Source organism: Brevibacillus panacihumi W25, from assembly GCF_000503775.1.
GTDB classification, from domain to species: domain Bacteria; phylum Bacillota; class Bacilli; order Brevibacillales; family Brevibacillaceae; genus Brevibacillus; species Brevibacillus panacihumi_A.
This window is the reverse complement of sequence record NZ_KI629785.1, coordinates 1,645,089-1,658,263: the sequence shown is the minus strand read 5'-3', so window position 1 is coordinate 1,658,263 and position 13,175 is coordinate 1,645,089. Positions and strand designations below refer to the sequence as shown.

Annotated in this window: 15 protein-coding genes; 14 read left to right on the top strand and 1 reads right to left on the bottom strand. The window is 51.4% G+C overall.

The annotated features are described in order from the left end of the window. The first annotated feature begins 140 nt into the window (after positions 1-140). Complete coding sequence (locus T458_RS48985; protein WP_023558476.1) at positions 141-770, top strand: SurA N-terminal domain-containing protein; 630 nt, start codon at positions 141-143, stop codon at positions 768-770. Between the two features lie 206 nt (positions 771-976). Here the strand turns inward: T458_RS48985 and T458_RS48980 are convergent, their stop codons facing one another. Next, positions 977-1,816 carry an oxidoreductase gene (locus tag T458_RS48980; protein ID WP_023558475.1) on the bottom strand — a complete coding sequence of 280 codons (840 nt, stop codon included), beginning with the start codon at positions 1,814-1,816 and terminating at the stop codon, positions 977-979. Between the two features lie 358 nt (positions 1,817-2,174). Between T458_RS48980 and coxB the strand changes: the two genes are divergently transcribed. From coxB to T458_RS0129205, 13 genes are all read left to right on the top strand, one after another. After that, positions 2,175-3,203, top strand: a complete 1,029-nt coding sequence (gene coxB, locus T458_RS48975; protein WP_023558474.1) for a cytochrome c oxidase subunit II — start codon at positions 2,175-2,177, stop codon at positions 3,201-3,203. A gap of 39 nt (positions 3,204-3,242) precedes the next feature. Next, the gene (ctaD, locus tag T458_RS48970; protein ID WP_023558473.1) at positions 3,243-5,084 is read left to right on the top strand and encodes a cytochrome c oxidase subunit I; all 1,842 of its coding nucleotides are present in this window, start codon (positions 3,243-3,245) and stop codon (positions 5,082-5,084) included. Continuing rightward, positions 5,085-5,711, top strand: a complete 627-nt coding sequence (locus tag T458_RS48965; RefSeq protein ID WP_023558472.1) for a cytochrome (ubi)quinol oxidase subunit III — start codon at positions 5,085-5,087, stop codon at positions 5,709-5,711. 4 nt (positions 5,712-5,715) lie between these two features. Beyond that, entirely contained in the window at positions 5,716-6,039 is a 324-nt protein-coding gene (locus T458_RS48960; RefSeq protein ID WP_023558471.1) for a cytochrome C oxidase subunit IV family protein, read from the top strand. A 489-nt stretch (positions 6,040-6,528) separates the two neighbouring features. Continuing rightward, positions 6,529-6,828 carry an EthD family reductase gene (locus T458_RS48955; protein ID WP_031306119.1) on the top strand — a complete coding sequence of 100 codons (300 nt, stop codon included), beginning with the start codon at positions 6,529-6,531 and terminating at the stop codon, positions 6,826-6,828. A gap of 3 nt (positions 6,829-6,831) precedes the next feature. Further along, positions 6,832-7,293, top strand: coding sequence for a PaaI family thioesterase (locus T458_RS48950; protein WP_023558469.1), 462 nt, complete (start codon positions 6,832-6,834; stop codon positions 7,291-7,293). A gap of 108 nt (positions 7,294-7,401) precedes the next feature. Further along, a complete protein-coding gene (locus tag T458_RS48945) occupies positions 7,402-7,794 on the top strand; it encodes a PaaI family thioesterase (RefSeq protein WP_031306118.1) in 393 nt (130 codons plus the stop codon). A gap of 13 nt (positions 7,795-7,807) precedes the next feature. Next, entirely contained in the window at positions 7,808-8,593 is a 786-nt protein-coding gene (locus T458_RS48940; RefSeq protein ID WP_023558467.1) for an enoyl-CoA hydratase-related protein, read from the top strand. A gap of 45 nt (positions 8,594-8,638) precedes the next feature. Next, a complete protein-coding gene (gene paaK, locus T458_RS48935) occupies positions 8,639-9,967 on the top strand; it encodes a phenylacetate--CoA ligase PaaK (RefSeq protein WP_023558466.1) in 1,329 nt (442 codons plus the stop codon). A gap of 30 nt (positions 9,968-9,997) precedes the next feature. Beyond that, entirely contained in the window at positions 9,998-10,771 is a 774-nt protein-coding gene (locus T458_RS48930) for an enoyl-CoA hydratase-related protein (protein ID WP_023558465.1), read from the top strand. 9 nt (positions 10,772-10,780) lie between these two features. Beyond that, positions 10,781-11,557, top strand: a complete 777-nt coding sequence (locus T458_RS48925; RefSeq protein WP_023558464.1) for an enoyl-CoA hydratase-related protein — start codon at positions 10,781-10,783, stop codon at positions 11,555-11,557. Positions 11,558-11,580: 23 nt separating this feature from the next. Then, positions 11,581-12,438 (top strand): 3-hydroxyacyl-CoA dehydrogenase NAD-binding domain-containing protein, encoded by an 858-nt coding sequence (locus T458_RS0129210; protein WP_031306117.1) that lies wholly within the window; start codon positions 11,581-11,583, stop codon positions 12,436-12,438. Then, entirely contained in the window at positions 12,422-13,171 is a 750-nt protein-coding gene (locus T458_RS0129205) for a 3-hydroxyacyl-CoA dehydrogenase family protein (protein WP_031306116.1), read from the top strand. The genes T458_RS0129210 and T458_RS0129205 overlap by 17 nt, the downstream gene beginning before the upstream one ends. Positions 13,172-13,175 lie beyond the last annotated feature (4 nt).

Below are 13,175 nucleotides of genomic sequence, written 5' to 3'. Positions count from 1 at the left end.
TGCCGTCCCTTCCTTGTTCCTTTTTGCTAGACCAAAGGTACTAAAATGTGTAAAAGCTGTGGAAGGGCTATTCCATCTTTCTACCGTAACCCAGCTGTATACTTAAATGAAGCAGATACAGTGAAAGAGAGGACATCTACGTGAAGAAGTTTGACATTTCGATCCTGACGATTGCGGTTTTGATACTGGGATTGGTCGTTCTCGGCTTCTACGAGTCGGCGGTGAAAAAGAACGATCCGGTGCTGGCAAAAGCAGGTCAATCCGAGATTACGCAGCATCAGTTGTACAACGAGATGAAAGGCCTGTACGGCAAGCAAATGTTGACGGAGCTGGTCGCGCAATCCCTGATTCGTCAAGAAGCCAAACAGCAGAACATAACAGTGAGCCAAGAAGAGATTGACAAGGAAATAGACGCAATGAAGCAACAGATCGGATCGGAACAAGCATTTCTCGACTACCTGGGATCGATGGGAATGGATTTGAACAAGCTGAAAGACCAAATGAATCTCCTCATGACCCGGGACAAACTGCTGGACAAGGCTTATCCGGTGACGGACGAGCAGGTCGCGGCTTATTACGAGGAGCACAAAAGCCAGCTCGGATCGCCAGCGCCTCCGCTGGATCAAGTGAAGGAACAGATCACGATGATTCTTGTGGACAGCAATCGCGCCGAGAATTACGACAAATGGTGGAGTGACTTGCAGGAGAAGCACCACGTAGAGTATTTCGATCCAGCACTGAAAACGGACCAAGAAAAAGCGGCAGGGTGATCGCCTGCCTCTGAATGTGAAAAGACCTGTGCCGCCACTTGCCGCGGTGCAGGTCTTTTCTGCGTGCCGTTTTTGACAAACAGGTTCGCAAAGGCTATCCTACAGGTAGACAGCAGGAATAGCAAAAGTACAGATAGGCGGGTGGTGCGTTATGCAAGACTTATGGTCCGGAAGCGAAATTCAGAACATTCCGTGAAGCGCTCATGCTAACTCATTTTTCTCGCAACGATCCGTTCGATCCACTTCCAGGGCAGCCACTGCTTGGCAGCTATCGTAAAACGAACGCCGCGTCCGACAGGGTAGCGAAAACGTGGCTTTTCAGACAATGCAGCATGCACGATGGCAGCTACGACTTCATCCGGGGCCGGGGCTTCGGCCTGAATCTGCTCTACCATCTCCATCATTCTGTGCATTTGCCTTTGATAGGCCGAATGCCGATGCTGGCGCACCTGTGCGATGCTTTTCTCCCAGATGGAGGTGCGATAGGAGCCAGGTTCAATCAGAACCACATGGATGCCAAAAGAAAGCATTTCCAGCCGCAGCGATTCGCTGAACCCTTCGACAGCATGCTTGGATGCGCAGTAGGGGGCTAGTCCGGGAAAACCGAAGCGACCGCTGATGCTGCTAATGTTGATGATTCTGCCTTGTTTTTTCTGCCGCATATAAGGAAGAACAGCGCGTGTGACATCGATCAAGCCGAACACGTTCACCTCAAATTGCCGACGCCATTCCTCAGAAGCTACTTCCTCGACGAAACCGCCGCTGGCATATCCTGCGTTGTTGAGCAGGATATCAATTCTTCCGTGGCGATCCACGATGCCAGAGACAGCCTGATCAATTTCGTCAGGGCGGGTTACATCGAGAGCTAGAATCTCCACGTGCTCAAGGACAAGTTGGGCGGAAGCGAGTTGGATCAGTTCTTCGCGTTTGTTCGGATCCCGCATGGATGCAATTACGTGAAAGCCGGATTTGGCCAGCGAGACAGAGGCCCGCATGCCAAATCCACTGGAAGCACCTGTGACCAGTGCAATCGGCCGATTATGCATAAGAGTTCTCCTTTTTCTACCAGGGTTAGCTGAAATGAATCCCGATTTACAGAGGGAAGGATGAAAGTTCATAAATTTGTTCATAAATTTGTTAACAAAATGATAACAAATAGACTTTGTTAACAGGTAAATTTATGTATACTTAAATGGGTGCTACGCTAGGGAAGAGGGGTCTACAAACCCATCTATTCCTTTTGTTTGTTTTGCGAGGGTTGCTAATCCTTTTCGCGATTGGGTATCATAAGTTGTGGAAAGTAAAGATTTCCAACGTAAGCAAACAATTGGGAAAGACTTGCCGTCTAGTTACATATAGCGTAGCTAGAACGTTACCAACACGAAGAAAGAGGGGTTCATAGGTATGAAGGGTTGGCAACAGTATTGGCGTCAACTGTCCCTGTTTGGTCTGCTGTCGCTGGTATTAACCGGTTGCGGTAAAGAAGAGCTTTCCGCTCTCAGACCCTCAGGTCCAGTTGCAGCCATGCAATTCGATTTGATGAAGCTGTCCTTTTTGATCATGATCGGCGTATTTGTAGTCGTTATGCTGATCTTTACGTACGTACTTATTCGATATCGTAAGCGTCCGGGACAGCAAGGGATTCCGAAACAAGTGGAAGGAAACCATGCGTTAGAGATTCTCTGGACTGTTATTCCGTTCCTGCTTCTGATTGTGATGGCGGTTCCAACTGTTACGACAGGATTTGAGCTGCACAAAAAGTATTCTCCTGAAGAGGCTGTGCAAGTAAAGGTAACGGCTCACCAATACTGGTGGGAATTCGAGTACCCTGATCTTGGCGTCGCTACAGCACAAGACCTGGTCATCCCAGTAGACAAAAAGGTACAGTTCGTCGTTACGTCTGCAGACGTGAAGCACGCGTTCTGGATTCCAGCTCTGGGCGGTAAAATCGATACAAACCCTGGCTTGGAAAACCCAATCTGGCTGCAAGCTGACAAAACGGGTGTCTTCTACGGTAAATGTGCGGAGCTCTGTGGAGCGTCCCATGCTTTGATGGACTTCAAAGTAACCGTTATGGAACAAGCTGATTTTGACAACTGGACTGCAAAAATGAAAGGTGTTCAAGCCGCTGAGCCAGTAGCAGCAACATCTGCTGTTGCGAAACAAGGCGAAGACATCTTCAACCAAAGCTGCTTGGGCTGCCATGCGATTGCAGGCAAAGGCGGCAAACTGGGTCCTAACCTGACCAACTTCGCTGACCGTGAGCGTGTGGCCGGTATCCTGGCTCATACTCCAGAGAACGTTGCAGAATGGCTGAAAGACCCTCAAAAAATCAAACCAGGTAACAACATGCCTAACCTCAACCTGGATGACAATCAAGTAAATGCATTGGTAGAGTACATGTCCACGCTGACAGTGGAAGGTAAGAAATAGACTAGCCGAAGGCAGTAACGCTTAAAAGGAGGTAAAACCGTGTCTGCACATGCTTCTCACGCACCAAATCGTAGCGGGCTGTGGGATTGGCTCACGACAGTTGACCACAAGAAGATCGGGATTCTGTATTTGATCGCCGGTGGAATTTTCTTCTTGGCCGGCGGTCTAGAGGCTATCCTGATCCGTTTGCAGCTTATTTATCCAGAGCTCTCCATTGTCGGTGCAAGGACTTTTAACGAACTGATCACCATGCACGGAACCACGATGATCTTCCTGGCAGCGATGCCGATCATCTTCGCTCTGATGAACGCGATCGTACCACTGCAAATTGGTGCTCGCGACGTAGCATTCCCATTTGTGAACGCTCTTGGTTTTTGGCTCTTCTTCTTTGGAGGAGTTTTGCTTAACACTAGCTGGTTCTTGGGCGGTGCCCCAGATGCTGGTTGGACCTCGTATGCGACCTTGTCGCTGAACCAGTACAGCCACATGGGTGTGGATTTCTACGTTCTTGGTTTGCAGATTGCTGGTCTGGGTACCCTGATTGGTGGTATCAACTTCCTGGTAACGATCATTAACATGCGTGCTCCAGGAATGACATTTATGCGCATGCCGATTTTCACATGGGCATCCTTCGTTACCTCCGGTCTGATCCTGTTCGCTTTCCCTGCGATCACGGTAGGTCTGGTATTGCTGATGTTCGACCGTCTGTTTGGCGGTAACTTCTTCAACCCGGATGCGGGCGGTAACATCATTATCTGGGAGCATTTGTTCTGGATCTTCGGTCACCCCGAAGTATACATCCTGATTTTGCCAACTTTCGGTATCATTTCCGAAGTGGTGTCTACCTTCTCGAAAAAACGTCTGTTCGGTTACAGCTCCATGGTATTTGCGACAGCGCTGATCGGTTTCCTGGGCTTCATGGTGTGGGCTCACCACATGTTCACAACAGGTCTCGGAGCCGTAGCCAACACCCTGTTCGGTTTGGCGACGATGCTGATTGCCGTGCCTACGGGTATTAAGATCTTTAACTGGCTGTTGACCATGTGGGGCGGACAAATTCGCTTCACGACAGCAAACCTGTTCGCAGTTGGATTCATTCCAACCTTTACGATCGGTGGTATGACCGGGATCATGCTGGCGATTCCTCCAGCTGACTATCAATACCATGATACGTACTTCGTAGTAGCGCACTTCCACTACGTAATCGTTGGTGGTATGGTGTTCGGTCTGTTCTCGGGTCTCTATTACTGGTGGCCAAAAATGTTCGGTAAAATGATGAACGAAACCATCGGGAAATGGAACTTCTGGCTGTTCTTTATCGGTTTCCACCTGACCTTCTTCCCGCAGCACTTCCTGGGCTTGATGGGGATGCCGCGCCGCGTCTATACGTACCTGGCAGGACAAGGGCTGGAAACAGGTAACTTTATCAGTTCGATAGGTGTTATCGGAATGACGCTCGGTACCATTTTGTTCGTAGTCAATGCAATTGTTTCCGCTAGAGGACCAAAAGCTGCGGCTGACCCATGGGATGGACGTACGCTGGAGTGGGCGATTCCATCTCCGCCACCAGAGTACAACTTTGCACAAACGCCACTGGTTCGTGGTCTGGATGCTTTGTGGGTAGAAAAAATGGCTGGCAACAAAGGCATGACACCAGCAGAGCCACTCGGTTCCATTCACATGCCATCGCCTTCGTTCTTGCCATTCCTGATGTCTGTCGGTTTGTTCGTTGCAGGTTATGGCTTCATGTATCACGTGTACCCGGTTGTCATTCTGGGTATTGGCTTCACATTTGCTTGCATGATTGCTCGTTCGTTGAAAGACGATCCTGGTTACCACATTGAACCGGAAGAAATTGAGGGGAAAGGGGTTAAGGCTTAAATGGCTACACATCACGCACATGCGGTATTGCCTGACGAACCGGAAAAAGCCACCCTTGAGGGCAAGAATAAGATTCTTGGCTTCTGGCTCTTCCTTGGCGGTGAGACCGTCCTTTTCGGTTCCTTGTTTGCTACCTTTATTGCGCTTCGTGATCAGGCCAATGGTGGTCCTACTTCACAGCAATTGTTTGACATGCCGCTCGTGGCTGCAGCAACACTGATCCTGTTGACCAGCTCGATGGCAAGCGTAATGGCTGTTCTTGCCTTGCATAAAAAGAACCTGAAACAACTGCAAACCTGGATGACGATTACTGTTGTTCTGGGTCTGGCGTTCCTTGCCCTGGAGATTTATGAGTTTGTCCACTACACCAGTATGGGACACACAATTAGTGCGAGTGCTTTTGGTTCGGCCTTCTATACATTGGTCGGCTTCCACGGAGCGCACGTGGCTTTCGGGATCTGTTGGATTATTGCCCTTCAGTTGCAAACGGTCAAGAAAGGCCTGACAGTAGTTACAGCACCTAAGTTCTACGTAGCTTGCTTGTACTGGCACTTTATCGACGTCGTTTGGGTATTCATCTTTACCGTGGTATACCTCATGGGTATGATCGGTGGAAAGGTGGGATAAAAGAATGGGAGCAGGTACGCATAACGAAGATGTTCGCAAGCCGAAGGTAAGTCATGGCGGCGTTAAAAGGCATCTGGTGGCCTTCATCGGTTCACTCGTTTTGACCGCGCTGGCTTTTATCGCGGTCGCATATGAAGTGGTTCCGGTAGGATTTACCGTACCATTCATCGTCATCCTGGCTATTGTTCAAGCATTATTCCAACTTTTCGTCTGGATGCATATGGACCAAAAAGGTCACGAGTTCGCTCGAATCAGCATCTTTGCAGGTTCGTTCTTTATCGCAGCAGCGATCTTCGTGTTCATTTTCTGGGTTTGGGTTGGAGCATAATGAAGAGAGAGCAGACAATGATTTGTCTGCTCTCTTTTTTTTGTAAGGATTTAGGGAGGACCAGAAAAAGCTGGTGCGAGGAAAAAGGGAAAAATAGCGGAAGGCATTTGGGATCTTGACCAAGCTGGAACGGAAAAGGCGGAACATGCTTTCAGCGGACAACCCTGAAACACTTCTTCGATGTCGGCTGCTTTTGGCCGCGATTCCGCCTTTGGAGTGGAAGCGGCCAGGGATGACCCACAGTGAAGATCCCGACCGGCCTGAAGCATTTTTCCCTTTTTCCTCCTCCGCCACTGAAGCAGGTTGACCACCATACAAAAAGGACACCAAATGACTGAATATTCCCTATAATTCTTTTAGTCCCCTTTTTAAAAATACTTGCGCCATGAACGAAGTGTTTATATAATAAAAACAATAACGTGCGTTAAAATAACGTTATATAAATTGTTGTCACACTTTAAAACTCTTGAGGAAAAGGCAGGGATCATGATGGTTAAATTGGTAGCGATTTATCGGAAACCAGAAGATGTCGAGGCATTTGACAAGCACTACTTCGAGGTTCACGCCCCGTTGGCGGAAAAAATGCCGGGCCTGATCAAAATGGAGGTAAGCAAGGTTATCGGAGCTCCTGGCGGAGAAAGCGACTTGCATCTGATTGCGGAAATGTACTTTGAATCCAAAGACGCGTTGCTGGAAGCGTTGTCATCTCCAGAAGGACGTGCGGCAGGAAAAGACTTGCGCGGCTTCGCAGGTCCCATTATTTCTATGCACATCGCAGAACTGGTATAAGATATGAGCAGTAAAAAATTTGTAGACGAAAGCGAGCTTCACCGCAAGCATTACGAAGAAATTTGCGGAAAATTGGTACAGGATCAATTTGCCCAATTTCTCGGAATCAGGCTGGTCGAATTGGGGGAAGGGACGGCTACTGCGGAAGTCATTGTCCAGGAGCATATGCTGAATGCTCATGGCACTGCACATGGCGCCATCATTTTTTCACTGGCAGACTTCACTTTTGCAGCCGCCTGTAATTCCTACGGAAAAACATCTGTAGCCTTATCGATGAATATCGGCTTCCTGGCTGCGGCGATGAAAGGAAACAGGCTGGTCGCGACAGCCACGGAAGAGAAGAAAAACAACCGCACCGCCTGGTATCGGATTCGCGTCGAAAGCGAGCACGGTCTCGTGGCTACCTTGGATGCCCTGGCTTACAGAAAAAATGAATACTTCGTGGAGACGGGCGAAGAGAAATAGGGAACAGAAGATACGGACAGGAGAAAAGGATGCCGCATGCTTCGTGCTTGGGCTCCTTTCCCCGTTTTAGAAGCCCTCAGGGAAGGATAGGAAGAGAGGACGATGCAAGTGACCGAGGAAATCAAAAATCGCTTTAATCACTACCTGGGGATAGAAGTCCTGCATCGCGATGACGAGGGATGCAGGGTCGCACTAACGATTCGCCCTGATTTGTACAACAGTATCGAAGGAGTCGTGCACGGCGGAGTGACGGCGACTTTGGCAGATGTTGCGATGGGGCACGGTGCTGCTCCGCATGTAGACGGAGTCCAGCAATGCGTAACCGTCGAAAGTAAGATTCAGTACTTGTACCCTGCAAGAGGCGAACGTTTGGAAGCGGAATCCCGCGTGCTGAAGCGCGGCAAGAGCCTGATCATCATGGAAGCACGAGTCACCTGCGACGGCAAATTGGTTGCCTGTGCAACGGGGACCTATGCAAGGGTTCACAACCAAAAGGGATAGAGGGAGGAAAAGGATGACTCAGGAAACCATAAAATGGGAACGCGACGGGTACATGGGCATCATTACCCTGAACCGTCCAGATGAATTGAATGCTTTAAATTACGATACCCTGGTGCGGCTAGGCGATATCTGTGAAGAGATTCGCCTGAATCAGAAAGAGGTTCGCGTCGTGATCGTTCGGGCCCAGGGACGCGCCTTTTGCGCAGGAGCAGATCTCAAGGAGCGACGTACCTTGAACGAGCAGCAAGTACGCCGCAATGTACGCAAGATCCGCGACGTGTTTACAGCCGTGGAAAGACTGCCGCAACCGACGATTGCCATGATCAACGGCTTCGCATTCGGCGGCGGATTTGAGCTGGCACTTGCCTGTGATTTCCGCTTTGCGAAAGCCGAGGCCAAAATGGGCCTGACAGAGGTAAGCCTAGGGATCATTCCCGGTGCTGGGGGCACTCAGCGTCTTTCCCGTCTGATCGGACCATCCCGTGCGAAGGAATTGATTTTAAGCGCCCGCCGCATCACTGCGCATGATGCATACCAGCTAGGAATCTTGAACGGCGTCGCGGAGAATGGCGAGGGATTGGAAGAGCAAGCGTATGGACTTGCCCGCGAGATTCTCGAAAATGCTCCCCTCGCTGTCTACCAGGCAAAAGCGGCGATCGATCGCGGGGCAAGTGTTGATCTGCAGACGGGACTGGATATCGAGACGATGTGCTACGAGGTCATTATTCCGACCCAGGACCGATTAGAAGCGTTGGAGGCCTTTCGAGAGAAGAGAAAACCCGTATTCAAAGGGGAATAAATGAGAGTTCAACCATAGAGAAAAGCGGAATGGGGGAGAATATACATGATCTTCAACCTGGAAATGGAAACGCTGTCAAAGGACAAAATGGAAAGGCTCCAACTGGAACGTTTGCAGGAAACGGTAAAGCGTGTGTATGAACGGGTTCCTTTTCATAAAAAAGCAATGGATGCAGCCGGGGTCAAACCTGATGATATTCAAACGATCGAAGATATTCGAAAGCTTCCGTTCATGAAGAAGACCGATTTGCGGGAAAATTATCCCTTCAACCTGTTCGCGGTCGAAATGAGCGAGGTAGCGCGGATCCACGGATCTTCCGGGACCAAAGGAAAGCCCACTGTCGTCGGGTATACCAAAAAGGATCTGGAGAACTGGGCGGAAATCGTCGCGCGTGCCATTTGCTGTGCGGGGGGACAACCGGGTGATATTTTCCATAATGCATATGGCTATGGTCTGTTTACCGGCGGTCTTGGCTTGCATAACGGCATTGAGCGCATGGGTGCTGTCGCTGTCCCTGTCTCCGGCGGAAATACACCTCGGCAAATTACATTGATCGAGGATTTCCAGCCAAGAGGGATCGCTGCTACCCCTTCGTACGTGTTGAATATCGTCGAGGAAATGAAAAAGCAAGGGATCGATCCTCGCGCAACCAGTATCAAGTACGGAATTTTTGGCGCAGAACCGTGGTCCGAAGAAATGCGGGTTCAGCTGGAAGAAGCCCTGGACATCAAAGCGGTCGATATTTACGGGCTGAGTGAAGTGATGGGTCCCGGCGTATCCATCGAGTGTCATGAGGCACAGGATGGACTGCATATCGCGGAGGACCATTTCTACGCGGAAATCATCGATCCAGTGACAGGTGACGTGCTTCCGTATGGACAGGAAGGAGAGCTTGTTTTCACGTCTTTGACCAAAGAGGCTTTCCCTGTCATTCGCTATCGCACGGGAGATATCGCTTCCCTCAACCCAGAGCCATGCAAATGCGGACGCACCACCATGCGCATGTCCCGCATCAAAGGGCGCGTCGACGACATGCTGATCATCCGCGGCGTGAACGTGTTCCCGACGGAGATCGAATCCGTGCTGCTCACCTTCAATCAGTTGGCTCCACAGTACCAGGTAGTCATCGAACGCGACGGTGCGCTCGATCGGTTTGAAGTCCATTGCGAGCTGACCCAGGAGTATGCCAGCAAGATTGGCAGCCATGATCCGGCAGCCCTTGCGCCATTGGTAAAAGAGATCAGCCACATGATCAAATGCACGCTGGGTGTAACGGTGGTCCTGCGAGTCCTGCCGCCGAATTCCTTGATGCGCAGCGAAGGAAAAGCCATTCGCATCGTGGACAACCGCAACAAACCGCAGCCTGCGATCTGATGGCTGCTTCACGAAAGGGGGAGGGACGTCATGTCGTACGCGTATATCAAGGTGGCTGTTGAGGACGGTGTCGGTGTGATCACGCTCAATAGACCGAAGATTCTCAATGCACTAAACCTTCAACTGATGGATGAGCTGGTCAGCGAGCTGGAGCGGATGGATCAGGATGCGGACATTCGCGCAATCCTTTTGACTGGCAATGACAAGGCCTTTGCGGCAGGCGCGGACATCAACGAGATGGCGGAAGCATCGGCAATCGAAATCATGAAGCGTGATCAATTCGCCGTCTGGGATCGGATTTCCCTGATCTCCAAACCGATCATCGGGGCTGTCAGCGGTTTCGTTCTCGGCGGAGGCTGCGAGCTGATGATGAATTGCGATATTGTGATCGCTTCAGAGACGACTGTCATTGGTCAGCCGGAGGTCAAGCTGGGTGTCATGCCGGGAGCAGGCGGTACACAACGTCTGACCCGTGCCGTCGGCTTGCAAAAAGCGATGGAGATGCTCTTGACTGGCGAGCCGATCACGGCCAAGGAGGCTGCCCGATATGGACTGGTCAACCGGGTAGTTCCAGTCGAGGCCTACTACCAGGAAGCCCTCAAGCTCGCGAAGCAAATCGCGCAGCAAGCGCCGCTCGCCGTCCAGGTCATTAAAAAGAGCGTGCACAAAGCGCAGGATTTGCCGTTGGCAGACGCGTTGGATTACGAACGGAACGGCTTTTACCTTCTCTTGGCGAGTGATGATCGCAAGGAAGGCATGCAGGCATTTTTGGAGAAGCGCACTCCCCGGTTTACGGGAAACTAGGAGGCAGCCATGTACGATACGATTCTCTATGAGGTAACGGACGGTATCGCTGTCTTGACGATGAACCGTCCCGACAAGTTCAATGCTTTTACGGCAAAGATGAACAAAGAGATTACGGATGCCTTGAAGCAAGCCCAGAAGGATTCGGAGGTTCGCTGCATTCTGCTGACGGGGGCGGGACGCGCCTTCAATGCAGGGCAGGACTTGGGAGAGGTCTCCGATGGGAATGTGGATTTCGGCGGCTTTTTGCGCGATCGATACAATCCGATGATTCTCCAATTCCGGAAAACGGAAAAACCGATTATCGCCGCAATCAATGGGGTCGCAGCAGGGGCGGGGATGAGCATCGCGCTTGCTTGCGACATCCGATTGGCTTCCGATAAGGCTTCCCTGGTGAATGCCTTCGTCAATATTGGTCTGGTGCCTGATTCGGGCGGCTGCTACTTTTTGCCCCGGATCGTCGGGATCGGGAAGGCGCTGGAGTTGGCGATGACCGGGGAAAAGGTGCCAGCGGAGGAAGCGCTGCGCCTGGGACTGGTCAATCAGGTGTACCCAGCCGAGCGGTTTATGGAGGAAGCGATGGCCTATGCCCGCAAGCTGGCTTCCCTGCCGACACGCGGAATCGGTCTGATCAAGCGCACGATGTACAAAGGCATGGATATGGATCTGGAGCAGACGCTGGAATACGAAGCGTATGCCCAGGAAGTGGCGGGCAGTACAGAGGATTATCAGGAAGGGGTTCGTGCGTTCATGGAAAAACGCGCTCCCCGCTTTACAGGGAGATAGGCGCGAAGAGGAGGTTCGGACGAGTGAACACAAAAACAGTAGGCGTCATCGGTGCCGGAACGATGGGGGCAGGAATTGCCCTCGTCTGCGCCAGAAAAGGCCACGTGGTCAAGCTTCTGGATGCCAATCAGGCTGTCCTGGATAAGGCCCTTGGCTACTTGCAGTCGACCTTGTCCCGGGATGTAGAGAAGGGCAAGATCAACGCGGAACAAAAGACGGATACACTGGAGCGGGTCCACCTCGTCTCCGACATGGAACAGTTGGCTGTATGCGAGATCGTGATTGAAGCTGTACCTGAGCGGCTTGATTTGAAGAAAAGCATTTTTTCCGAGCTGTCGCGGATTTGCAAAAGCGACGCGTTGCTCTTGACCAATACATCTTCGATTTCGATCACGGAAATTGCCGGAGGACTTCCGCATCCCGAGCGCATTCTCGGTTTTCACTTTTTCAACCCGGCTCCGGTCATGCCATTGGTCGAAGTTATCCAAGGGAAGAAAACCAGCGAAGAAAACATGCAGACCGCGTATCGTTTTGCCGAGGAGCTGGGCAAAGTGCCTGTCCGGGTGACAGACACGCCGGGCTTTATCGTCAATCGCATCGCGCGTCCTTACTATAATGAAGCATTGCGCATTTTGGGCGACCACGTCGCGAATGCCGAGCAGATCGACCGCATCATGAAAGAAGCTGGCGGATTCAAGATGGGCCCGTTCGAGCTGCAGGACATGATCGGCATCGACATCAATTTTGCCACCACTCAGTCGGTGTACAACGACTTCTTCCAGGAAGGCAGATTCAAGCCCAGCCGGATTCAACAACGCATGGTTCAGGCCGGCAGTCTGGGCAGAAAGACGGGGGAAGGCTTTTATGACTACAACAAATAAGCAAACCGTCATCTTGACGGGGGACAGTCCGCTTCACGCAGCGTTTTCTGCTTTACTCATGGAGCAGGGCCATCAGGTGATGTCCTTGGAGGAAGCTGTACAGACTCCTGAAGCCGTTACCCTCGCTTTGGAAGTGAATAATTTCGATTTGACGAAAAAGCGGGAGCAGCTTGCCGAACTGGATCGCTTGCTCCCTGCCCATGTCCCGGTCGTGACCACATCCCTGGCGATCACGGCGACAGAAGCGGCGTCCTGGACGGAGCATCCCGAGCGAATCTGCGGTTTTGGCACGCTCGTTCCACTTGCGGAAAGGAAGCTGATCGAGATCGCCCCGGCTCTGCAAACAGAAGAGGAGACGATTCGCAACACAGAAGCCTTTTTTCACTCGCTGGGCAAGGAGACGGAGCTGGTCGAGGATGAGGTGGGACTGGTTTTTCCTCGCATCCTCACGCTGATCATCAACGAAGCCGCTTTTACCCTGATGGAAAAGGCTGCGACACCGCAGGATATCGACATCGCGATGAAAAAGGGGACCAATTATCCGTATGGGCCGCTGGAATGGGCCGATCAGATCGGGTTGGATGAGATCTATGCGATTTCCCGCGGCCTGTCGCGCGATCTGGCCGAAGAGCGGTACCGCACAGCACCGCTGTTGCGCAAGCTGGTGCTCGCCAAGCGTTTTGGCATTCGCAGCGGGCAAGGCTTTTACCGCTATGAAAAAGAGGAGGTGTGAAGCG

Excerpts from the sequence above, each read along its gene's own strand:
- T458_RS48980 (WP_023558475.1), bottom strand. The coding sequence starts at position 1,816 with ATGCATAATCGGCCGATTGCACTGGTCACAGGTGCTTCCAGTGGATTT.
- coxB (WP_023558474.1), top strand. The coding sequence starts at position 2,175 with ATGAAGGGTTGGCAACAGTATTGGCGTCAACTGTCCCTGTTTGGTCTG.
- T458_RS0129205 (WP_031306116.1), top strand. The coding sequence starts at position 12,422 with ATGACTACAACAAATAAGCAAACCGTCATCTTGACGGGGGACAGTCCG.
- T458_RS48960 (WP_023558471.1), top strand. The coding sequence starts at position 5,716 with ATGGGAGCAGGTACGCATAACGAAGATGTTCGCAAGCCGAAGGTAAGT.
- paaK (WP_023558466.1), top strand. The coding sequence starts at position 8,639 with ATGATCTTCAACCTGGAAATGGAAACGCTGTCAAAGGACAAAATGGAA.
- T458_RS48965 (WP_023558472.1), top strand. The coding sequence starts at position 5,085 with ATGGCTACACATCACGCACATGCGGTATTGCCTGACGAACCGGAAAAA.
- T458_RS48955 (WP_031306119.1), top strand. The coding sequence starts at position 6,529 with ATGGTTAAATTGGTAGCGATTTATCGGAAACCAGAAGATGTCGAGGCA.
- T458_RS48925 (WP_023558464.1), top strand. The coding sequence starts at position 10,781 with ATGTACGATACGATTCTCTATGAGGTAACGGACGGTATCGCTGTCTTG.
- T458_RS48940 (WP_023558467.1), top strand. The coding sequence starts at position 7,808 with ATGACTCAGGAAACCATAAAATGGGAACGCGACGGGTACATGGGCATC.
- T458_RS48950 (WP_023558469.1), top strand. The coding sequence starts at position 6,832 with ATGAGCAGTAAAAAATTTGTAGACGAAAGCGAGCTTCACCGCAAGCAT.
- T458_RS48930 (WP_023558465.1), top strand. The coding sequence starts at position 9,998 with ATGTCGTACGCGTATATCAAGGTGGCTGTTGAGGACGGTGTCGGTGTG.